The sequence below is a fragment of the Mesorhizobium sp. M0062 genome (assembly GCF_040323125.1).
Lineage (GTDB): Bacteria > Pseudomonadota > Alphaproteobacteria > Rhizobiales > Rhizobiaceae > Mesorhizobium.
In genome coordinates this window covers 100316-121549 of record NZ_JAMYUO010000019.1, presented here as the reverse complement: position 1 = coordinate 121549, position 21234 = coordinate 100316, and the positions used below count along the sequence as shown (strand labels likewise).

The 21234-nt window shown below is 63.9% G+C and carries 22 protein-coding genes; 15 read left to right on the top strand and 7 right to left on the bottom strand.

Annotated features, from left to right (window positions below):
• Positions 1 to 86 precede the first annotated feature (86 nt).
• Positions 87 to 1070 carry a 4-hydroxybenzoate octaprenyltransferase gene (gene ubiA / locus NKJ64_RS21515; RefSeq protein ID WP_023816800.1) on the bottom strand — a complete coding sequence of 328 codons (984 nt, stop codon included), beginning with the start codon at positions 1068 to 1070 and terminating at the stop codon, positions 87 to 89.
• Between the two features lie 51 nt (positions 1071 to 1121).
• Entirely contained in the window at positions 1122 to 2033 is a 912-nt protein-coding gene (locus NKJ64_RS21510; protein WP_023668455.1) for a LysR family transcriptional regulator, read from the bottom strand.
• A 91-nt stretch (positions 2034 to 2124) separates the two neighbouring features.
• On the opposite strand from NKJ64_RS21510, the gene NKJ64_RS21505 reads away from it, so the two are divergent.
• A complete protein-coding gene (locus NKJ64_RS21505; protein ID WP_352463273.1) occupies positions 2125 to 2919 on the top strand; it encodes a phytanoyl-CoA dioxygenase family protein in 795 nt (264 codons plus the stop codon).
• A gap of 133 nt (positions 2920 to 3052) precedes the next feature.
• Positions 3053 to 4339 carry a phosphoribosylamine--glycine ligase gene (gene purD, locus NKJ64_RS21500; RefSeq protein WP_352463272.1) on the top strand — a complete coding sequence of 429 codons (1287 nt, stop codon included), beginning with the start codon at positions 3053 to 3055 and terminating at the stop codon, positions 4337 to 4339.
• Positions 4340 to 4342: 3 nt separating this feature from the next.
• Here purD and NKJ64_RS21495 read toward each other — a convergent pair whose 3' ends face one another.
• Positions 4343 to 5455 (bottom strand): glycoside hydrolase family 25 protein, encoded by a 1113-nt coding sequence (locus NKJ64_RS21495; RefSeq protein ID WP_023723281.1) that lies wholly within the window; start codon positions 5453 to 5455, stop codon positions 4343 to 4345.
• Between the two features lie 448 nt (positions 5456 to 5903).
• On the opposite strand from NKJ64_RS21495, the gene NKJ64_RS21490 reads away from it, so the two are divergent.
• Positions 5904 to 7673 (top strand): acyl-CoA dehydrogenase family protein, encoded by a 1770-nt coding sequence (locus tag NKJ64_RS21490; RefSeq protein WP_352463271.1) that lies wholly within the window; start codon positions 5904 to 5906, stop codon positions 7671 to 7673.
• 31 nt (positions 7674 to 7704) lie between these two features.
• Entirely contained in the window at positions 7705 to 8457 is a 753-nt protein-coding gene (locus tag NKJ64_RS21485; RefSeq protein WP_023738480.1) for a crotonase/enoyl-CoA hydratase family protein, read from the top strand.
• A gap of 8 nt (positions 8458 to 8465) precedes the next feature.
• Here NKJ64_RS21485 and pdxH read toward each other — a convergent pair whose 3' ends face one another.
• A complete protein-coding gene (gene pdxH, locus NKJ64_RS21480; protein WP_023668448.1) occupies positions 8466 to 9083 on the bottom strand; it encodes a pyridoxamine 5'-phosphate oxidase in 618 nt (205 codons plus the stop codon).
• Positions 9084 to 9123: 40 nt separating this feature from the next.
• Between pdxH and NKJ64_RS21475 the strand changes: the two genes are divergently transcribed.
• Positions 9124 to 9585 carry an RT0821/Lpp0805 family surface protein gene (locus NKJ64_RS21475; protein ID WP_023687129.1) on the top strand — a complete coding sequence of 154 codons (462 nt, stop codon included), beginning with the start codon at positions 9124 to 9126 and terminating at the stop codon, positions 9583 to 9585.
• A gap of 124 nt (positions 9586 to 9709) precedes the next feature.
• The gene (locus NKJ64_RS21470) at positions 9710 to 10639 is read left to right on the top strand and encodes a DnaJ C-terminal domain-containing protein (protein WP_023687130.1); all 930 of its coding nucleotides are present in this window, start codon (positions 9710 to 9712) and stop codon (positions 10637 to 10639) included.
• A gap of 19 nt (positions 10640 to 10658) precedes the next feature.
• On the opposite strand, the gene NKJ64_RS21465 is transcribed toward NKJ64_RS21470, so the two are convergent.
• Complete coding sequence (locus NKJ64_RS21465) at positions 10659 to 11294, bottom strand: TetR/AcrR family transcriptional regulator (RefSeq protein ID WP_023743671.1); 636 nt, start codon at positions 11292 to 11294, stop codon at positions 10659 to 10661.
• A gap of 187 nt (positions 11295 to 11481) precedes the next feature.
• Between NKJ64_RS21465 and mddA the strand changes: the two genes are divergently transcribed.
• The 3 genes from mddA to NKJ64_RS21450 all read left to right on the top strand — a co-directional run bounded on the left by mddA (position 11482) and on the right by NKJ64_RS21450 (position 13891).
• A complete protein-coding gene (gene mddA / locus NKJ64_RS21460) occupies positions 11482 to 12216 on the top strand; it encodes a methanethiol S-methyltransferase (RefSeq protein WP_023687132.1) in 735 nt (244 codons plus the stop codon).
• A gap of 219 nt (positions 12217 to 12435) precedes the next feature.
• Positions 12436 to 13257: an enoyl-ACP reductase FabI gene (fabI, locus tag NKJ64_RS21455; RefSeq protein WP_023687133.1), complete on the top strand. Its 822-nt coding sequence runs from the start codon at positions 12436 to 12438 to the stop codon at positions 13255 to 13257.
• A gap of 46 nt (positions 13258 to 13303) precedes the next feature.
• Entirely contained in the window at positions 13304 to 13891 is a 588-nt protein-coding gene (locus NKJ64_RS21450; protein WP_023685404.1) for a histidine phosphatase family protein, read from the top strand.
• Positions 13892 to 13975: 84 nt separating this feature from the next.
• On the opposite strand, the gene NKJ64_RS21445 is transcribed toward NKJ64_RS21450, so the two are convergent.
• The gene (locus NKJ64_RS21445; protein WP_023685405.1) at positions 13976 to 14230 is read right to left on the bottom strand and encodes a DUF1344 domain-containing protein; all 255 of its coding nucleotides are present in this window, start codon (positions 14228 to 14230) and stop codon (positions 13976 to 13978) included.
• Between the two features lie 183 nt (positions 14231 to 14413).
• On the opposite strand from NKJ64_RS21445, the gene aroC reads away from it, so the two are divergent.
• From aroC to NKJ64_RS21430, 3 genes are all read left to right on the top strand, one after another.
• Complete coding sequence (gene aroC / locus NKJ64_RS21440) at positions 14414 to 15529, top strand: chorismate synthase (RefSeq protein WP_023706652.1); 1116 nt, start codon at positions 14414 to 14416, stop codon at positions 15527 to 15529.
• Positions 15530 to 15603: 74 nt separating this feature from the next.
• Positions 15604 to 16704 (top strand): 3,4-dihydroxy-2-butanone-4-phosphate synthase, encoded by a 1101-nt coding sequence (ribB, locus tag NKJ64_RS21435; RefSeq protein WP_023709368.1) that lies wholly within the window; start codon positions 15604 to 15606, stop codon positions 16702 to 16704.
• An 18-nt stretch (positions 16705 to 16722) separates the two neighbouring features.
• Entirely contained in the window at positions 16723 to 17145 is a 423-nt protein-coding gene (locus tag NKJ64_RS21430) for a hypothetical protein (RefSeq protein WP_023685408.1), read from the top strand.
• Positions 17146 to 17207: 62 nt separating this feature from the next.
• Here the strand turns inward: NKJ64_RS21430 and NKJ64_RS21425 are convergent, their stop codons facing one another.
• Entirely contained in the window at positions 17208 to 18431 is a 1224-nt protein-coding gene (locus NKJ64_RS21425) for an MFS transporter (protein WP_023709369.1), read from the bottom strand.
• 118 nt (positions 18432 to 18549) lie between these two features.
• Here NKJ64_RS21425 and NKJ64_RS21420 point away from each other — a divergent pair, with 118 nt between their 5' ends.
• The 3 genes from NKJ64_RS21420 (at position 18550) to NKJ64_RS21410 (ending at position 21234) form a co-directional block, all read left to right on the top strand.
• Complete coding sequence (locus tag NKJ64_RS21420; protein WP_023708733.1) at positions 18550 to 19158, top strand: TetR/AcrR family transcriptional regulator; 609 nt, start codon at positions 18550 to 18552, stop codon at positions 19156 to 19158.
• A 94-nt stretch (positions 19159 to 19252) separates the two neighbouring features.
• Entirely contained in the window at positions 19253 to 20236 is a 984-nt protein-coding gene (locus NKJ64_RS21415) for a hypothetical protein (RefSeq protein WP_352463270.1), read from the top strand.
• 71 nt (positions 20237 to 20307) lie between these two features.
• The gene (locus NKJ64_RS21410) at positions 20308 to 21234 is read left to right on the top strand and encodes a histone deacetylase family protein (protein ID WP_023685412.1); all 927 of its coding nucleotides are present in this window, start codon (positions 20308 to 20310) and stop codon (positions 21232 to 21234) included.

Here is a 21234-nt window from a genome sequence, read left to right as displayed (position 1 = left end):
GCTTGGCGCTGCGGCGGACGCATAGGGGGAGAGAAGTGTCACCTATGTATCCGGTTCAAAGTGTTACCCATCTATCGGCTGGACAATTAAACCAGCGGCTTTAGCGCCACCCACAGCGCACCGCCGATCAGGCCGATGAAGATCAACCAGCCGACCTGGTTGTTGGATTTGAACAGCCGCAGGCATTGATCGGGATCGTCGATATCCAGAACCGCTATCTGCCGCGCCATATGGGCGCCGGCGGCGATCAGCCCGGCCAGCGCCACCACCGGCACCTGCGCCGAGGCGAAGGCGATGGCGAAGCAGACCAGCGTGCCGCCATAAAGCCCGACCAGCCAGGTCTTGGTGTTGTCGCCGAACAGCCGCGCCGTCGAGCGCACGCCGACGATTGCGTCGTCTTCCTTGTCCTGATGTGCATAGATGGTGTCGTAGCCGATCACCCACAGGATCGAGCCGATATAGAGCATGATGGCCGGGCCATCGAGATCGCCGAACTCGACCGCCCAGCCCATCAGTGCACCCCAGGAGAAGGCGAGCCCGAGCACCAATTGCGGCCAGTTGGTGAAGCGCTTCATGAAGGGATAGACGGCAACGATGACCAGCGAGACGATGCCGAGCGGAATGGCGAAGTCGTTGAACTGCAGCAGCACGACGAGGCCCAGCAAGGCCTGGATGACCAGGAACGCCCAGGCTTGGCGGCGCGTCACCTTGCCGGCCGGCAATGGCCGCGAGCGCGTGCGCTCGACCTTGTTGTCGATGTCCTGGTCGACAATGTCGTTATAGGTGCAGCCGGCGCCACGCATGGCGACGGCGCCGACAAAGAACAGGAACAGGAACCACGGCGACGGCAGCAATGTGAGCAACGGGTCGCTTGCGCGCGGATAGGCGCTGGCCGCAAGCGCTGCCGACCACCAGCAGGGCCACAGCAGCAATTGCCAGCCGATCGGCCGGTCCCAGCGCGCAAGCTGCGCGTAAGGCCACAGCCAGCGCGGCAATATCTTGTAGACCCAATGGCCGCTCGGCGCGTCGGCGACGCGGCCCTGTGCGGCTTTCGACTGGATGGTTTCCATCGTGCTGGAGTGGCAGCAGCGGCGTGCCCCGTCAAGCGGCCGCATTGTCGCTCAGGCGGTGAAAATATCGTGGCTGGCAAACCATTCCTTCGCCACCTCCGTGAAGGCCAGCGCCGCCTTCGACAGCCTTTGCCTTGTGTCATGGGTGAGGATGATGCGCTGCATCGGCAGCGGATCGGACAGCGGCTTGCAGACCAGCGGCAGCCCGTCATAACTCCTGTCGCCATAAGGCCTGGTGTAGCTCACCGCGACGCCGAAGCCGTTGGCGACCATGCTGCGCTGCAGTTCGAACGAACTCGCCGTCGATTGCGAGACCGGCGACAGGCCGCGGCTGAGGAACAGGTCCAGCATATGCTGCCAGCTATGCGGCTGGTCGGTGGTGATCAAGGGATGGGTCGCCAGCTCCGCCAGGCTGACGCTGGCCTGGCTGGCCAGCGCGTGGCCTTGCGGCAGAAGCGCGTGTGGCCGCAGCTCATGCAGCAGGATGCGGGCGAAGTGCGAGGGCAGGCCGAGATCGTAGGTCAGGCCGAGATCGATTGCCGCATCGCCGAGCCGCCGGCCCAGCGTCTCGAAGGTCTCGTCGCGGACCACCACGGTGACCGCCGGGCAGCGTTGCGAAAAAGCGCGGATCAGCGCCGGCGCGAAATAAGGCGCCAGATCCTCGAAACAGCCGAGCACAAGTTCGCCCCCGACATCGGCGTCGCGCGTCCCGAGCCCAACCAGTTCGTCCGCTTCGGCCAGCACCTGCTTTGCCTTCGCCACCGCGCTGCGGCCGAACGAGGTCAGCGCGATGCCGCTGCCGCGCTGGCGCACGAACAGTTTCTGGCCGAGCGTCGCTTCGACATTGTCGATCGCCACCGAGATCGAGGGCTGCGAGACGTTCAGCATCCGCGCGGCCGCGGTGACGCTGCCATGCCGTGCGACGGCGACGAGGTAACGCAGCTGGGTGAGGGTCAGATTCATAGTCTAAAACTATAAGAGAGATGAGAAGTTATTATTTTACGCGATGTGCGGCGGCTGCGATAGTCGGTCATCGAAACAGGGAAGACATGAGATGGCCGCCAGACATATCGATGCCGCAGCGATTGCCGACTACCAGCGCGACGGCGCGGTCTGCATACGCGGCGCTTTCAAGGACTGGGTCGGCACCATCGGCGCCGGCATCGAGCGCAACATGCAAAACCGCAGCGCCACGGCGTCGGACATCGCCAACGGCAAGGGCAGCTTCTTCGACGATTACTGCAATTGGGAGCGCATTCCCGAATTCGTCGACGTGGTGCGCAATTCCCCGGCCGCGGAACTCGCGGCAGCGGCGATGCAGTCGCGCAGCGCCCAGTTCTTCCACGACCATGTGCTGGTCAAGGAACCGGGCACGCAAAAGCCGACGCCTTGGCACCAGGACATCCCGTATTACTTCGTCGATGGCACCCAGACCGTCAGCTTCTGGATTCCGATCGATCCGGTCAAGGAAGCGACGCTGCGGCTGATCGCCGGCTCGCACAAATGGGACAAGATGATCCTGCCGGTGCGCTGGCTCGATGACAGCAATTTCTATGCCGGCGAGGGCGATTATCTGCCCGTGCCGGATCCAGACAAGGACCCGTCGCTGAAGGTGCTCGAATGGGAGATGGAGCCGGGCGACGCCATCCTGTTCGACTTCCGCACCGCGCATGGTGCGCGCGGCAATCCGACCGCGGCGCGTCGCCGGGCGCTGTCGCTGCGCTGGGTCGGCGACGATGTGCGCTATGTCGAGCGCCCCGGCCGTACCTCGCCGCCCTATCCCGGCCATGACATGAAGCCCGGCCAGAAACTGCGCGAGGACTGGTTCCCGGTCGTCTTCCAGAGCTGATACCGGCCGGGGACGCCGTGCTCTCGGCGCGACGTTCCCGTGCGCAACCGGTATGGCGCAAGGTAAAACTCTTGACCCGCGCCGCCCGGGGCAATAGCGCAGTCCCTGTCGTGAAATGACAAGGGACATCGGCATGCGCGTTTTGTTGATCGGCTCCGGCGGCCGCGAACATGCCCTGGCCTGGAAGATCGCGGCCTCGCCGCTTTTGACCAGGCTCTATGCCGCGCCCGGCAATCCGGGCATCGCCCACGAGGCCGAACTGGTCAAGCTCGACATCGCCGACCATGCCGCTGTTGCCAGCTTCTGCAAGGACAACGCGATCGACCTCGTCGTCGTCGGGCCGGAAGGCCCGCTGGTCGCCGGCATTGCCGATGACCTGCGCGGCGAAGGCATCCGCGTCTTCGGACCGTCGAAGCGCGCCGCAAGGCTCGAAGGCTCGAAAGGTTTTACCAAGGACCTCTGCGCCAAATACGATATCCCGACCGCTGCCTATGGCCGCTTCACCGATCTGACCGCGGCAAAGGCCTACGTCGAAAAGATGGGAGCGCCGATCGTCATCAAGGCCGATGGGCTCGCTGCCGGCAAGGGCGTCACCATCGCCATGACGCTGGACGAGGCGCGCGCCGCCCTCGATGCTTGTTTCGACGGCGTATTCGGTGACGCCGGCGCTGAGGTCGTGGTCGAGGAATTCATGACCGGCGAGGAGGCGAGTTTCTTCTGCCTGTGCGACGGCACGACCGCACTTCCCTTTGGCACCGCGCAGGACCACAAGCGCGTCGGCGATGGCGATACCGGCCCCAACACCGGCGGCATGGGCGCCTATTCGCCGGCGCCGGTGATGAGCCCCGAAATTGTCGAGCGCACCATGCGCGAGATCGTCGAGCCGACCATGCGCGGCATGGCCGAGCTTGGCGCGCCGTTCGCCGGTATTCTGTTTGCCGGGCTGATGATCACCGACAAGGGGCCGAAGCTGATCGAATACAATACCCGCTTCGGCGATCCCGAGTGTCAGGTGCTGATGATGCGGCTGAAGGACGATCTGCTGGTGCTGCTCAACGCCGCCGTCGACGGCCAGTTGGCGCACAGTTCGATCCGCTGGCGCGACGATGCCGCGCTGACCGTGGTGATGGCGGCACAGGGCTATCCCGGGACGCCGGAAAAAGGCTCGGTCATTCGGGCTCTCGACGAAGCCGCTGGCGAAGGCGTTGAGATTTTCCATGCCGGCACTGCCATCAATGGCGGCGCGCTGGTCGCCAATGGCGGCCGCGTGCTCAACGTCACGGCATCAGGCAAGACGGTGGGCGAAGCGCAAAGCCGCGCTTACGCCGCGCTCGACCGTATCGACTGGCCGCAAGGCTTCTGCCGCCGCGACATAGGCTGGCAGGCGGTGGCGCGGGAAAAGGCCAGCGCCGCCACATAAGCCTCAGCGCTCGCGAACCAGTTCCGTCGAAGCGGTGCTGACCGGGTCGGCGGCCTGCGAGAAGGCGGCCTCGAGCAGAGCCTCCGAACGATACGTGGTCCGCTTCCAGGCGACATACTCGGCAATACCGAAGCGCGCGCGGCGCGGCACCGTCTTGACCACCGGCATGCGGAAGGCGGCGCGGAATGTCTGCCAGCGCGCGCCGAGCACCGCCACCATTTCCTCGACCGTCGGTGGCGTCGCCACATCGGCGTATGTGATGGTGACTTTGCCGGCGAGCCCGGCCGCGCGCGACACCGGCACCGGTATCGAGGCGAGGTAGTCGGGCGGCACGTCGATCAGGCCGCCGAAGGGCCATTGCTGGCGCAGTGCCGCCGCGTCCATCGGCGCGACGTTGACGTCGATGTCGTTGGGCGTGCCGGCGACGCGGTAGGGGCAGCGCAGGCGCCCGCAATTGGCCTGCGCCGAGAACTGCCACAGCGCATAGCCCTGCCAGTTGCCCATCGGAAAATGCACGTCGATGTCGGGCTTGTAGCGCGCATACCAGAGCGGCAGCCGCGACAGCAGACGGTATTGGTAGCGGTTGTCGGCGATGTACTGGGCGGTCTTGCCGTTGGTGTAGAGGATCGGGAAACGGCCGAGCCGCCGGTGCACCTGGCGCACGAATTCCTCGGCATCCTCGAGCGACATCCATTGCGAGGGGTCGTTGCCTTCGAGATCGAGGGCGAGCAGATCGTCAGGGGCTGGCTCGGCGAAATCGATGAAACTGTTGGCCTGCTCGAGCGGATTGCCGGGGCGGGCAAGATGATAGGCGCCCCATTTCAGGCCGAGCGCCTTGGCCACCACCTTGCGCGTCTGAAACAGCTCGCGCGTCACCGCAAAGCGTTTCCACAATGTCTTGCAGAGTTTGACCGTAGGCTCGTCACCGTAGCAGAAATAGGGCGGCGGCAGCCCGTCGGAGGCCTTGTTGATGAAGCCGACAATGCGCTTGTCGGTGGCAAGCTGCGCCCAGTCGATGGAATTGTATTCATAGGCGTCGACCACCAGCGCGCGGTCGCCATCCCGCCAAGGCTCGGAAAAGTCCGAGGCTGTAGCCGCTGACGTCAGCGCCATCATCGCCGCGAGAGCGATCGCTGAGCGGCGAAGAAGATGCGCCGGCGTTTTCAAACAGGGGATCCCCGCTGACCAAACACCGATGGTGGACCGGTATGGTTAAGGAAGTGCTTTCGGGCAGGAGTCCTGTCGCTCTCGCGATTTCGTCATTCTATGGCGAAGCAAGGAGCGAAGCGACGCGGCGCGGACCATAGTATGCATTCCGCGACTTCGAAGCGTTGCCACGGCGCGGAATTCTGCACCGTTGCGCCCCTGGCGCGAGGTCGCGACATGGTACTCGGCATCCGCTACGCTCCCGCTCCACCTGTGGACGACGAAGTTCGATGAAAATCCGCGTGACAAAGTTTGACGTTTACGTAAAAAGAAGGTCGGAGGCCGCCCAGAGGCGGATGGTTTTGCATCGGCCCGGGTCCTAGGATCGAGCAGTCGGAGCAGCGGAGGAGAAAGCGGCATGTACAAGGCCCCGGTCGACGACATTTCGTTCACGCTCAAGCATGTCGCCGGGCTCAAACCGGCGCTCGACAGCGGCGCGTTCGGCGACCTCGGCGAAGACCTTGTCGACGCCATCCTGGCCGAGGCCGGCCGCTTCGCCAGCGAGGAAGTGGCGCCGCTCTACAAGATCGGCGACGAGCACGGCGCGGTGCTGAAGGATGCAGCCGTGACCATGCCGCCCGGCTGGAGGGCGCTTTACCGCAGCTGGATCGGCGGTGGCTGGAACGCGCTGTCCGGACCGGAAGAATTCGGTGGCCAGGGCCTGCCGACCATGCTCGGCGTTGCCGCGCTCGAAATGTGGAACTCCGCCGCCATGGCCTTCGGCATCGGCCCGACGCTGACCATGGGCGCCGTCGAGGCGCTGGACAAGCATGCCTCCGAAGCGCTGAAGGCAAAGTATCTGGCAAAGCTCGTCTCCGGCGAGTGGATGGGGACGATGAACCTGACCGAGCCGCAGGCCGGTTCCGATCTCGCCGCCTTGCGCAGTCGCGCCGAGCCTGCCGGCGACGGCACCTACCGCATCTTCGGCCAGAAGATCTTCATCACCTATGGCGAGCACGATTTCACCGACAACATCGTCCATCTGGTGCTGGCGCGGCTGCCCGATGCGCCGGCCGGCACGCGCGGCATTTCGTTGTTTTTGGTGCCGAAATTCCTGGTCGACGAAGACGGGTCGCTCGGCGCCCGCAACGACGTCTTCTGTTCGGGCCTCGAGCACAAGCTCGGCATCCATGCCTCGCCGACTTGCACCATGATCTATGGCGACGGGTTCCAGGGTGCTGCGCCCGGCGCCGTCGGTTGGCTGATCGGCGAGGAGAACAAGGGGCTCGCCTGCATGTTCACCATGATGAACAACGCGAGGCTTTGCGTCGGCATGCAGGGCGTGGCAGTGGCCGAAGCCGCGACGCAGAAGGCGATCGCCTATGCCAATGAGCGCCGCCAGGGCAAGGCATCGGACTTTTCAGGCGCCGGGATGGCGCCGATCGTCCATCACCCCGACGTGCAGCGCAATCTCTTGACCATGAAGGCTTTGACCCAGATCGCCCGCGCCATCTCGTATTCCTGCGCCTATGCCATCGACTTTGCGCGTGTGTCGACAGGCGAGGAGGCCGCGCATTGGCGCGATCGCGCCAATCTGCTGACGCCGCTGGCCAAGGCCTTTTCCACCGATATCGGCGTCGATGTCGCATCGCTCGGCGTCCAGGTCCACGGCGGTATGGGCTTCATCGAGGAGACGGGCGCGGCCGCGCTCTATCGCGACTCCCGCATTGCGCCGATCTATGAAGGCACCAACGGCATCCAGGCGATCGACCTTGTAGCCCGCAAATTGCCGCTTGGCGGCGGCGAGCATGTGCATGGCTATATCGCCGAACTGAAGGCCATCGCCTACGAGGTGCGGACCTCGAACCTGCAGGGCTTCGGCCGCACCGCCGAAGCGCTTGACCAGGCGTTCGACGATCTCACCGAGGCGACGCGCTTCCTGCAGAAGCTGCTGGCCGACGGCCGTCTGGACGAAGCGCAAGCCGGTGCGACCCCCTATCTCAGGCTGATCTCGCTTGCTGCCGGCGGCGCTTATCTGGCGCGTGGCGGACTTGCCCAGCAGAGCCGCATCGCCCTTTGCCGCTTTTTCGCCGAAAACCTGCTCGGCGAAGTCAGCGCCTTGAAGGAACGCGTCATCGATGGCGCCGAGAGCCTCGCTACCGCCGGCAAGGCGCTGATAACGGCCTGAATACCAGAGCGCTCACCAGGGAAGAATGACCGTGACAGACCATATTCTCGTCGAGCGCCAGGGCGCCATCCAGATCATCCGCATGAACCGTCCCGACAAGAAGAACGCACTGACGCGCGCCATGTACGCGACAATGTCCAAGGCGCTGGCCGATGGCGATGCCGACCCGGCGGTTCGCGTCCATGTCTTCCTCGGTGTGCCTGGCGCCTTCTCTTCCGGCAACGATCTCGCCGATTTCCTGGTCATCGCCACCGGCGGTGAGGGCGGCAACGAGGTCTGGGACTTCCTGATGGCGCTGGCCAAAACGGAGAAGCCGATGGTCTCCGGCGTCGACGGCATTGCGGTCGGCATCGGCACCACGCTCAATTTGCATTGCGACCTGACTTTCGCCACGCCGCGCACGGTGTTCCGCACACCCTTCGTCGACCTCGGCCTGGTGCCGGAGGCGGGCTCCAGCCTGCTGGCGCCGCTCATCCTCGGCAGGCAGGGCGCCTTTGCGCTGCTTGGACTCGGCGAAGGTTTTTCCGCCGAACGCGCCAAGGCCGCCGGCCTGATCTATGAGGTGGTCGAGGAGGACGGGCTAGAAGCCGCGGCACTCGCCGCGGCCGGCGCGATCGCCGCCAAGCCGCCGCAGGCGCTGAAGATCGCTCGTGACCTGATGCGCGCCCCGCGCGACGAGCTTGTCGCCCGCATCAAGGTGGAGAGCGAGCGTTTCTCCGAGCGGCTGAAGTCCGACGAAGCGCGCGCCGCGTTGACGGCCTTCATGACGCGCAAGAAGGCCTGAACTTATCCTCAGGGATAAAGCCGTGTCTTGTCCCAGCCGCCTTCGGCGTTGCGCGAAAAGACCAGCCGATCGTGCAGCCGGAATGGCCGGTCGTGCCAGAACTCGATCGCCTGCGGCACGATGCGGAAGCCCGACCAGTGCTTTGGCCGCGGGATTTCGCCGATAGGGTAGCGCGCCGTGTATTCGGCCACCGCCTTCTCCAGGGCAAAGCGGCTTTCCAGCGGCCGCGACTGTTTCGAAGCCCATGCGCCGATCCGGCTGCCGCGCGGCCGCGTCGCGTAATAGGCGTCGGCTTCAGCGTCGCTGACGATCTCCACCGGACCGCGTATGCGCACCTGGCGGCGCAGCGATTTCCAGTGGAAGCACATCGCCGCCTTCATGCTGCCAAGAATCTCGCGGCCCTTGGCGCTCTCGAAATTCGTGTAGAAGACAAAGCCGCTTTCATCGAAACCCTTGAGCAGCACCATCCGCACATCCGGCATGCCGTCGGCATCGACGGTTGCAAGTGCTACGCCGTTGGCGTCGTTGATTTCGCTTTTCTTGGCGTCCTCCAGCCACTCGGCAAAGAGCCGGAACGGCTCGGCGGCTTCGGTAAAGTCACTACTTGTTAACTCAGTGTCACTCATAGTTTTTCTCAAATTGTATCGAGCTTCAGGAGGTTGCCGATTGTCGCGTATCGCGCAAGCTTTTGACAGCGGGCAATGGAGCGTTATCGCTTCGGCCAGTTCGAAAGCCGTGATCGTGATTATCGCACTGCCGCTTGCCGCCTGCGGCGCCGGCGGCTTCAGCCTGGAAAAGGCCGAGGTCGATCGTTCCATCGTCACCTCAAGCGCGCCGGCCAGGGTGACATCGACGGACGCCGACAGCGCTTCCGACCAGACCACGATCGGCAATGCGGTGTCTTCGGCCGACATCGAGGAGCTTCGCGGCCAGGCCGTGCCCTGGGCGAATGCCGACACCGGCTCGCGCGGCTCCATCACTGAACTCGCCGAAGTGCAGGACAACGGCCAGGCCTGCCGCAGCTTTACCGCCTCGCGCGAAAGCTTCGACGGCGTCGCTTTGTTCAAGGGGCAATTGTGCATCGCCGCGGCCGGCGGCTGGCACATGCAGGACTTCAAACCGCTCTGATTTTCGAGGTTTGCGGGCACCGCAATTTCAACCCTCGATAAGCCTGCGCGCCACTGGAACTTCTTCCTATGGGAGCGCATATAAGGGCCAACGTGGATTTAACTCATTTTCCAGGGCAGGACGCATGCGCGACCCCTATGAGGTGCTGGGCGTGGCCAAGAACGCATCGGCCAAGGACATAAAATCGGCCTACCGCAAGCTCGCCAAGAAGTATCATCCGGACCAGAATCCGAATGATCCAAAGGCCAAGGACCGTTTTGCCGCCGCCAATCAGGCCTATGAGGTCGTCGGCGACGAGAAGAACCGTGCGGCCTTCGACCGCGGCGAGATCGACGCCGACGGCAAGCCGAAATTCCAGGGCTTCGAGGGCGCGGCCGGTGGCGGCGATCCGTTCGGTGGCTTCCGCCGCCAGCAGGGCGCCGGCGGCTCGCGCTTCGAATTCCGTTCGGGCCGCCCGGGCGGCGATCCTTTCGACGGCAACAGCGACATCTTCAGCCAGATCTTTGGCGACGCTTTTTCCGGTGCGCGCGGCGCTGGCGCCGGCGACCGCCGCCAGCAGGCGACAGCCGCCGATCTCAACGTCACGCTCGACGTCACCATCGAGGAGATAGCGACCGCCGAAAAGGTGACGGCGATGTTCCCCGACGGCCGCAAGATCGCGGTCAAGCTGCCGGTCTATGTCGAGGATGGCCAGACCATCCGGCTGAAGGGCCAGGGCGAGCAGGGGCCGGGACAGCCGGGCGATGCGCTGGTCAAGATCCGTATCCGCAGGCACCCGCGCTACCGCATCGAAGGCCGTGACCTGCATGCCGATCTGGAGGTAGCGTTGGCCGACGCGGTGCTGGGCGCCAAGGTGCCGGTCGACACGCCGACCGGCAGGCTGGCGGTCAACATTCCGGCCTGGTCGAGTTCCGATAAGGTGCTGCGCCTGAAGGGCAGGGGCTTGCCGGAAAAGGCCGGCGGCCATGGCGATCTCTACGCCCATGTTCGCATCATGCTGCCGGAAGGCGGCGACAGCGAACTCGAAGCGCTGATGCGCAGCCGCAAAGGCTGATGCGGCTCGACTTGGCTGGCTAGCTGCCGGGCGCCGCTTCCTCCATCCGCCGGATGGTTTCGCCGAAGCGGCGCAGCGCCTGCCGCACCGGGACATGCGGGCCCTCGATCTCCAGCAGGATCATCGTCTCGCTGCCGAGGAAGGCGGCGCTGACCAGACTGGTTACTTCGGCGGCGGAGAATGGCCCGAGGCCGCCGAACCGCTGCTCCGCCTCTTGCGCCAGTCCGTCCAGCAGTTCGAACCAGCCGCGCAGGTCGCGGCGCACCGCCTTGGCGATTTCGGGGCTCGACAGGCTTGCCGCGATCATCTCGTGCAGGATCCGGACATAGCCGGACGCCAGATCATCGTCGAGGAAATCGCAAGCGCGCTCCCAGCGTTGCCACAGCGGCATCGGTGCCGCAAAGGTCTCCGCCTGGCGCTTCAGCAGGCCCTCGTTCAGATGGTCCAGCAGGGCCAGGAACAGCCGTTCCTTGGAGCCGAAATGGTAATGGATCTGGCTGAGCGGAACGCCGGCGATCTCGGCAACGCGGCGCGTCGACAGATCGGCATAACCGCCTTGATGGAGGCATAACTCGGCGGCCGAAATCAGTTCGGCGCGCGTGTCGCGCTTTTGCTTGTTCTGCGGCGGGGTAACGGCTTCGGCAGCGTCCGTCATGCGGCGTGGCTGCCGCTGTTAGCGGTGCAATCTGGGCGGATCATAGCTTCTCCTGTCCGGGGCTGGATGTCCCTCCACTCTATCTCGGTCGAGCGACCGATCAAGTTGACTCGTCAGAGAATTTATGGTTTTTGACACTGAATTCGGTCGACCGACCGAATCCTGATGCTTGCATGGAGGGGCAGTCATGGCGGGCGTAATCACCCTTATCTACGGCGTTGCCGCATACCTGATTTTTCTCGGTTCGTTTCTCTATGCGGTCGGTTTCGTCGGCAACATGGTCGTGCCGAAATCCATCGATTCCGGAGTCGCTGGAAGTCCGGTCGAAGCCGTCATCGTCAATGCGCTGCTGCTCGGCCTTTTCGCCGCCCAGCACAGCATCATGGCGCGGCCGGTTTTCAAGCGCTGGTGGACACAGATTGTCCCGCACGCGGCCGAACGCAGCACCTATGTGCTTTTGGCCAGCCTCATCCTGCTGCTGCTCTACTGGCAATGGCGGCCGATCCCCGGTCTCGTCTGGACGGTCGAGAACCCGGTCTGGGTCGCCGTCATCCATGGCGTGTTCTGGCTCGGCTGGGCGGTATTGTTGACCAGCACCTTTCTGATCAACCATTTCGAACTGTTCGGCTTGCGCCAGGTTCTCGCCGCTTTGCGCAAGAGCGAACCGGCGCCGCCCGTGTTCAGGACGCCGCTGTTCTACAAATGGGTCCGGCACCCGCTCTATGTCGGCTTTCTCCTGGCCTTCTGGGCGACGCCGTCGATGACATGGGGCCATCTTCTGTTCGCGGCGGGCAGCACCGGCTACATCCTGCTCGGCATCTTCCTCGAGGAACGCGATCTCGTCGCGATGTTTGGCGATCAGTACCGCCTCTACCGCAAGCAGGTGGGAATGCTCATTCCCTGGCGCAAAATGGCTGGATAGGGCCGATGCGGTGCCGGCCAGCCGATTCGGCTGCCCGGCCTGGGCCGTCAAGGCGCGCTGGCCGCAGTGAGGCGTTCGAATCTCACAACAACCTTATTATCCCCCATTCGTTGTCACGCCGAGTGTCTGAATTGAACGCGCGCCCCGTCTGTGCTTGATGCGCCTTTCTGCGTGTGCGATAGGCACTCCAAAGCAGAAAACCTTTCGGAGAGCGCTGACATGGCGGGTGGACAGGGCCTAATGGCCGGCAAGCGCGGGCTTATACTGGGCGTCGCCAACAACAGATCGATTGCCTACGGCATCGCCAAGGCCTGCGTCGACCATGGCGCCGAGATCGCGCTGACCTATCAGGGCGAGGCGTTCAAGAAGCGCGTCGAGCCGCTGGCTGCGGAATTGGGCGCCTTTGTCGCCGGTCATTGCGATGTCACTGATCCGGCGAGCCTCGACGACGTGTTTGCCAATGTCGCCAGGCATTGGGACGGCAAGCTCGACTTCCTCGTCCATGCCATCGCCTTTTCCGACAAGGACGAGTTGACCGGACGCTATGTCGAGACGACGCGCGACAATTTCCTGCGCACCATGGACATTTCGGTCTATTCCTTCACCACCATCGCCAAGCGCGCCGAAGCGCTGATGACCGATGGCGGCTCGCTGCTGACGCTGACCTATTATGGCGCTGAAAAGGTCATGCCGCATTACAACGTCATGGGTGTCGCCAAGGCCGCGCTGGAAGCCAGCGTGCGCTATCTCGCCGTCGACCTCGGCGGCAAGAAGATCCGCGTCAACGCCATCTCGGCCGGGCCGATCAAGACCTTGGCTGCTTCGGGCATCGGCGACTTCCGCTACATCCTCAAGTGGAACGAATACAATTCGCCGCTGAAGCAGACCGTCACCCAGGAAGAAGTCGGCGATTCCGCCGTGTATTTCCTGTCGGACCTGTCGCGTGGCGTCACCGGCGAGGTGCACCATGTCGATTCCGGCTATCACGTCGTCGGCATGAAGGCGGTCGACGCGCCGGATATTTCGACCGTCAAGGAATAGTTCTGCCGCGGTTTCCGCCTGCCTGTCCTGATTTCCGGAAGACCCGATGGTTCCGCTCGTCTACATCGTGCGCCATGGCCAGACGCAGTGGAATGCCGAGTCGCGGCTGCAGGGCCAGGCCGACACCGATCTCAACGCGCTCGGCCGCGAGCAGGCGACCCGCAATGGACGGCGGCTGGCCGAACTGATCCAGAACCCTGAGGATTTCGACTTTGTCGCCAGCCCGATGAAGCGGACGCGCGAGACGATGCAGCGGCTACGCTTGGCGATGCAACTCGATCCCGATGCCTACCGCACCGACCCGCGTCTGGTCGAGGTGCACTTTGGCGACTGGCAGGGCTTTACCTATGCCGAACTCGATGCGCGAATGCCGGGCTCGGCGAAGGCGCGACGACGCAACAAATGGAATTTCCAGCCGCCGGGCGAGGGCGCCGAAAGCTACCAGATGCTGCTCGAACGGGTGAAGCCGTGGTTCGAGGCGCTCGACCGCCAGACGGTCTGCGTCACGCATGGTGGCGTCGTGCGGACTCTGTTTCGGATGGTCGAAGGTGTTTCCGAACATGAAGCGGCAAACCTGGAAGTGCGGCAGGACCGGGTGCTCAGGCTGCAGGACGGGCGTCTGGATTGGCTTTAGGTTCGAGCAGATAAAAACAGGACGACCGTCCTGTTTATCCGGGCAGGGCTCCGCCGAGCGGCAAGACCCTGTTCGGCGTCGGTGTTACTCGGTGTCGGGCAGTTCCATGTCGGTGACGACGTTCTCGCCATTCGTCACGTCATAGGCAATGACGATATCCATGCCCGGCTTCAGCGAATCGAGATCGGTCTCGGCGTTGAGCTTGAAGGACTTGCCGTCCTCCAGCGTCAGCGTCAGCGCGTCCTTGTCGACCTTCTTGATCAGGCCTTCGGTCTGGCCGGCATAGGCGGCGGTGGAAATCAGCAACATGGCGGCAGCAGCGCCAATCAGGGTACGCATCGTCGTCCTCTTTGTCATTGCGCCTGCACGGATGGCGGCGAGCTTTCAACGGGCGGATGGAAGAGAGCAGAAACCAACCGAATGTGTCAAAACTAAAACCGCCGGATCACAGTTTGACCGCTGTGGAAAACGCCAATAGAACGCACCTTTGATCCGGTCCGCTGCCGGGCAGGGCTAAAATTCATGTCTCACAACACGTTCGGCCATCTGTTCCGCGTCACCACCTGGGGCGAAAGCCATGGCCCGTCGCTCGGCTGTGTCGTCGACGGCTGCCCGCCCGGGATCCGCTTCACACGGGCCGAAATCCAGGCCGAACTCGACAAGCGCCGTCCCGGCCAGTCACGTTTTGTGACCCAGCGCCGCGAGCCGGACGAGGTGAAGGTGCTGTCCGGCTTCATCCTCGACGAGGACGGCGAGACGATGATCACCACCGGCACGCCGGTCTCGATGCTGATCGAGAATGTCGACCAGCGCTCCAAGGACTATGGCGAGATTGCCCGCCAGTACCGTCCCGGCCACGCCGACTACACCTATGAAGTCAAATACGGCCTGCGCGACCATCGCGGCGGCGGTCGTTCCTCGGCGCGCGAGACGGCCGCGCGTGTGGCCGCCGGCGCGCTCGCCCGTAAGGTGGTGCCCGGAATGGTGGTGCGCGGCGCGCTGGTCTCGATGGGCGAAAAATCGATCGACCGCGCCAACTGGAACTGGAATTTCATCGGTGACGTCGAAAACCCGTTCTTCACCCCCGATCCGGCCTCCGTTCCGGTCTTCACCAGCTATCTCGACGGCATCCGCAAGTCCGGCTCCTCGGTCGGCGCGGTGATCGAGATCGTCGCTGACGGCGTGCCCGCCGGCCTTGGCGCGCCGATCTACGCCAAGCTCGACCAGGACATCGCGTCCGGCCTGATGTCGATCAACGCCGTCAAGGGCGTCGAGATCGGCAACGGTTTTGAAGCCGCCCGCATTACCGGCGAACAGAATGCCGACGAGATGCGCATCGGCAATGACGGCAAGCCGGTCTTCCTGTCCAACAATGCCGGCGGCATTCTGGGCGGCATCTCGACCGGCCAGGCGATCGTCGCCCGCTTCGCCGTCAAGCCGACCTCGTCGATCCTGACGCCGCGCAAATCCATCGACAAGGACGGCAACGACGTCGACGTCATGACCAAGGGCCGCCACGATCCCTGCGTCGGCATCCGTGCCGTGCCGATCGGCGAAGCCATGGTTGCCTGTGCCGTCGCCGACCATTATCTCCGGCACCGGGGACAGACAGGCCAGGGATTAGGCAGTAGGGATTAGGCAATAGGCCAGCCCATCCTTCCTTCCCTAACTCCTACTGCCCAACCCCTATTCCCTGCGAGCGAAGCGAGCCAATGCCATACGATCAGAAGAAAATCGTCGAAGCCATCCGCGCCTTCGAGCGCGGCGAGATCGTCGTCGTCATGGACGATGACGGGCGTGAGAACGAGGGCGACCTGATCGTTGCCGCCGTGCATTGCAGCCCGGAGAAAATGGCCTTCATCATCCGTCACACCTCCGGCATCGTCTGCACGCCGATGCCGCGCGAGGAGGCCAAGCGGCTCAATCTGCAGCCGATGGTCGCCGACAATGATTCCGCCCACACCACGGCCTTTACCGTCAGCGTCGATTTCAAGCATGGCACCACCACCGGCATTTCGGCCGAGGACCGCACGCTGACCGTGCGCAACCTGGCCAACGGCAATGTCGGCGGTTCGGATTTCGTGCGGCCCGGCCACATTTTTCCACTGATCGCGAGGGAAGGCGGCGTGCTGATGCGTTCGGGCCATACCGAAGCCGCCGTCGACCTGTGCAGACTTGCCGGCCTGCCGCCGGTTGGCGTGATCTCGGAGCTGGTCAATGACGACGGCACCGTCAAGCGCGGCCCGCAGGTTGCGAGCTTTGCCGAGGAACACGGCCTCAAGCAGGTCTCGGTCGCCGACCTCATCGCCTACCGGCAGCGCAAGGAAACGCTGGTCGAACGCGTCGCCTGCTCCGAAATCGACACACTCGGCGGCAAGGCACAGGTCTTTACCTACACGCTGCCCTGGGATTCCATGCACCATGTCGCGGTCGTTTTCGGCGACATCCGTGACGGCGAGGACGTGCCGGTGCGGCTGCATTCGGAGGATGTGGTGACCGACGTGTTCGGCACCAGCCACCGGCTCGACGCCATTATGAAGGCGATGGGCGAACGCAAGCGCGGCGTCATCGTTTACCTCCGAGAGGGTTCGGTCGGCGTCGCCCATCAGGAGCGCAACCGGCCGATGAGTGCCGACCGTGAGGACCACGAAGAGGCCCGCCGCCGTGAGAACGAGTGGCGAGAAATCGGCCTCGGCGCGCAGATTCTCAAGGATCTCGGCATCTCCTCGATCAATTTGATCGCCTCGCGCGAACGCCACTATGTCGGGCTTGAGGGCTTTGGCATTCATATCGCCAAGACCGAGATTTTCTAGGGGACAGGGGGCGGTCGGATGAGCTTCGAGGCCTATCTCAATTGCTTTGAAGATGGCGAAGAGAGCTACTTCCCCACATCGATCGTCGAGGATGCCTTCGCGCCGTTCGTCACCAGGCGTGAACCTGAATTCACCTGCTGGGTCGTCGCCTATGACGATGCGTCGTCGGCCGACCTCTATCTCAATTTCGACCCCGGCGATGCCTCGCGATGTTCAGGCTTCACCGTCGCGCGGCCGCCCGACGATCCGCGCCTCTACGAAGCGCTGTGGAAAATCCTGCGTGTCACCAGCTCGGTCGTGTATTGCGCCGGAGAATGTCCGCCGATGGTCGGGCGCGCTGAAACCATACCCCATCTGAACCCGGATATGGTTGAGACACTGGGAAGTCCTGTTGTCGTTCTCGATGGAAACGAGATCCGCAAGAGGCTTGAACAGTCGTAGGGAGCCGCGCTCCTTTGGAGAAGCTGCGTCCGATCCGCGTTCCCGACCGGACGCTTGTGCGTTTATTCCGCGGGAACGGCGGCTGCACCGCAGCCGTCCAGCTCGCAGGCGCGGGTGGCCAGGCTGCGCTGGCCCACCAACACCGTGACCAGTGCGATAGTGCCTGAAACCACCGAGACCCAGAACCCGTTCCTGGCGCCGAACTCATCCACCACCGCGCCGGCGGCAAACGAACCCAGCGCCATGCCGATGCCGATGCCGGTCATCACCCAGGTGATGCCTTCGGTCAGCATCGCTTCCGGCACGTGGCGTTCGATCAGGCCGAAGGCGGTGATGAAGGTTGGCGAGATCGCCACGCCGCTGATGAAAACGGTCAGCGCCAGCAGCGGCACCGTGTCGGCGGTGAGCGGCAGCAATGTGCCGAGCGCAACGAGGGCGACCGCGAGGGCCAACTGGCGCTGCAGCGGCGCTTTCAGGTTGAGCGCACCGACGACGAGGCCGAGCACGAACGATCCCAGCGCATAGACGCCGATGACGAGGCTGGCGGCGCCCGGCTGGCCGAGTTCCTTGGTGATCGCCACCGTGCTCACTTCCGTCGTCGCGAAGGTGGCGCCGACGAAGATCAGGGCGAAGGTGATGATCTGCACCGGCCTGAGCCGGATTGCCGAGCCGCTCGAGACATGATTCACCGGCCGCACTTGTGGTTCGGTCGAACGCTGCAGGATGAAGGCTGCCGAGCCAAGGGCGAGGAATAGCGTGCTGACCAGGACACCGGCTTCCGGGAACAGAGCGGCACTCAAGCCCACCGACAGCGATGCGCCTGCAATGTAGACGAGTTCGTCCGCCGCCGATTCGAAGGCGAATGCGGTGTTCATCTGCGGCCGGCCGCGAAAAATCTCGGTCCAGCGCGCGCGCACCATCGCCGGCATGCTGGGCATGGCGGCGGCCGCCAGTGCCGACACAAACAGCGTCCACACCGGCCAATCCTGATTGGCTGCGGCAATCAGCACCGCGAAGGCGAGCACGGTGAGGATGGTGGTCGGAACCACGATCCGCGTCTGGCCGAGGCGATCGACCAGCCGTGATATCTGCGGCGCCACGAAAGCGTTGCTCAGCGCGAACGTCGCCGAGACAGCTCCCGCCAGCCAGTATTCGCCACGTGTCTGCGACAGCATGGCCACGATGCCGATCGGCGCCATGGCGATCGGCAGCCGCGCGAGGAAGCCCGCGGCGGCAAACCCCTTGGCTCCAGGGGCACGAAAGATTTCCGAGTATGGGTTTTGCATGGCTGGTTCCTCGACAAAGGCCAATTCGACAATTACATACGGTGCGTATGAATATAGGTAGTCGATACGCCGCGTATGTCAATTGGCATACGAAGCGTATGTGAATAAGGCCAGAACCATGCACAGACCCCGCAAGGAGATGATTGCCGAAACGCGCGCCAAGCTGATCACGGCGGCCCGCCACGCTTTCGGCACGATCGGCTATGCCGACGCGTCGATGGACGACTTCACCGCCTCGGCCGGGCTGACGCGCGGTGCGCTCTATCATCATTTCGGCGACAAGAAGGGCCTGCTGCAGGCCGTCATCGCCGAAATCGATGGCGAGATGGCCGTCCGCATCCATGAGATTGCGTCGCGGGCGCCAAGCCGCTGGCAGCGTTTCGTCGACGAATGCACGACCTATATCGAGATGGCGCTGGAGCCGGAAATCCAGCGCATCATGTTTCGCGACGGTCCGGCTGTGCTCGGCGATCCGGCGCAATGGCCGAACGCCAATGCCTGCGTCGGCTCGATGACCGATCATCTGACGGCTCTGCAGCAGGAGGGGGTGGTCGTCCCCGGCGTCGACCCCGAAACCGCCGCCCGGCTGATCAACGGCGCCAGCAGCCAGGCGGCGCAGCGCATCGCCAATTCGAACGACCCCGAAGCGACGTCGAAGACCGTGGTGGCAGCCTTCCAGCAACTGCTTGAAGGGCTTCTCAAAAAACAGGGTTCGCAGCCGGCCTGAAATCTGGTCGGCCGAGACCCGGCATTTGCCGAGATTGACAATTCCCGGCCCGGGTTCATCCTCGCCGTCCATCTCTGAGGGGAGATTCGGGCGCATGTGGGATTTCGAAATCGGCAGGTCGGTGTCCATCATGATCAGGACATGGCCATTCATCGTCTTTCGCATGATCGTCTATTTCGGCATCACGCTCGCCTATATCGTGGCGACCGGCAGCGGCGCCTCGGTCGGCTATGGCGTCGGCCATATCTCCACCGATCCCGACGGGCCGCTTTCCTTTGCACTGTGGGGCGGCATCGTCGGCATCGGCATCGTTTCGATCGCGCTCTACTGGATCCGCGAATACATCCTCTACGTCGTCAAGGCCGGCCATATCGCCGTCATGGTGCATCTGATCGATGGCCGGGACGTTCCCAGTGGGCAGGACCAGATCGCCTACGCCAAGGACGTGGTGAAGGAGCGTTTCGCCGAGGCCAACATCCTTTTCGTGGTCGACCAGCTGGTCAAGGGCGCCATCCGCGCCATCACCGGCCTGATCGGCGGCATCGCCGCCTTCCTGCCCATTCCGGGCCTCGGCGGTCCGGTCGCTTTCATCAATACGGTGATCCGCCTGTCGCTGACCTATGTCGACGAGATCATCCTCGGCTACAACATCCGCATCAATTCATCATCGCCCTTCGAGACAGCCCGGCAAGGCGTCGTGCTCTACGCCCAGAACGGCAAGACCATGGTCAAGAACGCCATCTGGCTGGCGGTCATCATGTGGGGTGTGTCCTTCGTCATCTTCCTTTTGATGCTGGCGCCGGCCGCCGCCATCATGTGGTTCATTCCGGGGCAGCTCGGCGGCTGGGCCTTCGTGCTCGCCATCCTCCTTGCCTGGGCCTTCAAGGCGGCCTTCATCGAACCCTTCGCCATAGCCTGCCTGATGCAGGTCTATTTCAAGACCATCGAAGGCCAGGTGCCGAACGCCGAATGGGACCAGCGGCTGGCCGAGGGGTCGTCCAAGTTCAGGGAACTCAGGGATAAGGCGCTGGCCTCCTTCGGCGGCTCGCGCTGGACGCAGCCGGCGCCCGGGGTGTAATCCCTGTTGAACGTCGGGGCGGTGCGGCGTCAAACCATGGTCAAAGCGGCCGGGCGCGCCTATATCGGGTCATGGTCACCAGGCTCTACACCCATCCGATCTTCCTCGAACATCTGACGCCCCCCGGTCATCCGGAGCGGCCGGACCGCTTGCGCGCTATCGAGCGCGTGCTCGACGACGAGGCCTTCACCGCACTCGATCGGGTAACGGCGCCGCAAGGCGACGAGGCCACAATCCTCTACGCCCACCCCGAGGATTTCGTCGCCCGCGTCCGCGCCGCGATCCCTGAAAGCGGCATTGCCTCGATCGACGCCGACACGAGCGCCAGCCCGAAAAGCTGGCAGGCGGTGGTCACTGCCATCGGTGCGGCCAACGCTGCCGTCGACGATGTTTTCGAGGGCAGCGTTGCCAATGCCTTCGTCGCCGCGCGTCCGCCCGGCCATCATGCCGAAAAGACCACGGCCATGGGCTTTTGCCTGTTCAACACCGCGGCGATCGCGGCCCGCTACGCGCAGAAGAAACACGGCGCCGAGCGTGTCGCCATCGTCGACTGGGACGTGCATCACGGCAATGGCACGCAGGACATTTTCTGGGACGATCCCTCGGTGCTCTATTGTTCGACGCACCAGATGCCGCTCTATCCCGGCACCGGGGCTAAAAACGAAACCGGCGCCGGCAACATCGTCAACGCGCCGCTGGCGCCGCAGACCGGCTCGGACATGTTTCGCGATGCCTTGCTGTCGCGCGTCCTTCCGGCACTCGACAATTTCGCGCCCGATCTGATCATCATTTCCGCAGGCTTCGACGCTCACCATCGCGACCCGCTGGCCGAGATCAACCTCAGCGAGGACGATTTCGACTGGGCGACAGGCCAGTTGCTGGAACGCGCCGGGCGCCACAGCGGCAACCGGCTCGTCAGCCTGCTTGAGGGCGGCTACGATCTGCAGGGACTGGCATTTTCGGTCGCCGCCCATGTCGGGCGGCTGATGAAGGGGTAA

Coding starts and splice junctions, on each gene's coding strand:
- ubiA (WP_023816800.1), bottom strand. CDS start 1,070: ATGGAAACCATCCAGTCGAAAGCCGCACAGGGCCGCGTCGCCGACGCG.
- NKJ64_RS21510 (WP_023668455.1), bottom strand. CDS start 2,033: ATGAATCTGACCCTCACCCAGCTGCGTTACCTCGTCGCCGTCGCACGG.
- NKJ64_RS21505 (WP_352463273.1), top strand. CDS start 2,125: ATGGCCGCCAGACATATCGATGCCGCAGCGATTGCCGACTACCAGCGC.
- purD (WP_352463272.1), top strand. CDS start 3,053: ATGCGCGTTTTGTTGATCGGCTCCGGCGGCCGCGAACATGCCCTGGCC.
- NKJ64_RS21495 (WP_023723281.1), bottom strand. CDS start 5,455: ATGATGGCGCTGACGTCAGCGGCTACAGCCTCGGACTTTTCCGAGCCT.
- NKJ64_RS21490 (WP_352463271.1), top strand. CDS start 5,904: ATGTACAAGGCCCCGGTCGACGACATTTCGTTCACGCTCAAGCATGTC.
- pdxH (WP_023668448.1), bottom strand. CDS start 9,083: ATGAGTGACACTGAGTTAACAAGTAGTGACTTTACCGAAGCCGCCGAG.
- NKJ64_RS21470 (WP_023687130.1), top strand. CDS start 9,710: ATGCGCGACCCCTATGAGGTGCTGGGCGTGGCCAAGAACGCATCGGCC.
- NKJ64_RS21465 (WP_023743671.1), bottom strand. CDS start 11,294: ATGACGGACGCTGCCGAAGCCGTTACCCCGCCGCAGAACAAGCAAAAG.
- mddA (WP_023687132.1), top strand. CDS start 11,482: ATGGCGGGCGTAATCACCCTTATCTACGGCGTTGCCGCATACCTGATT.
- fabI (WP_023687133.1), top strand. CDS start 12,436: ATGGCGGGTGGACAGGGCCTAATGGCCGGCAAGCGCGGGCTTATACTG.
- NKJ64_RS21450 (WP_023685404.1), top strand. CDS start 13,304: ATGGTTCCGCTCGTCTACATCGTGCGCCATGGCCAGACGCAGTGGAAT.
- NKJ64_RS21445 (WP_023685405.1), bottom strand. CDS start 14,230: ATGCGTACCCTGATTGGCGCTGCTGCCGCCATGTTGCTGATTTCCACC.
- aroC (WP_023706652.1), top strand. CDS start 14,414: ATGTCTCACAACACGTTCGGCCATCTGTTCCGCGTCACCACCTGGGGC.
- ribB (WP_023709368.1), top strand. CDS start 15,604: ATGCCATACGATCAGAAGAAAATCGTCGAAGCCATCCGCGCCTTCGAG.
- NKJ64_RS21430 (WP_023685408.1), top strand. CDS start 16,723: ATGAGCTTCGAGGCCTATCTCAATTGCTTTGAAGATGGCGAAGAGAGC.
- NKJ64_RS21425 (WP_023709369.1), bottom strand. CDS start 18,431: ATGCAAAACCCATACTCGGAAATCTTTCGTGCCCCTGGAGCCAAGGGG.
- NKJ64_RS21420 (WP_023708733.1), top strand. CDS start 18,550: ATGCACAGACCCCGCAAGGAGATGATTGCCGAAACGCGCGCCAAGCTG.
- NKJ64_RS21415 (WP_352463270.1), top strand. CDS start 19,253: ATGTGGGATTTCGAAATCGGCAGGTCGGTGTCCATCATGATCAGGACA.
- NKJ64_RS21410 (WP_023685412.1), top strand. CDS start 20,308: ATGGTCACCAGGCTCTACACCCATCCGATCTTCCTCGAACATCTGACG.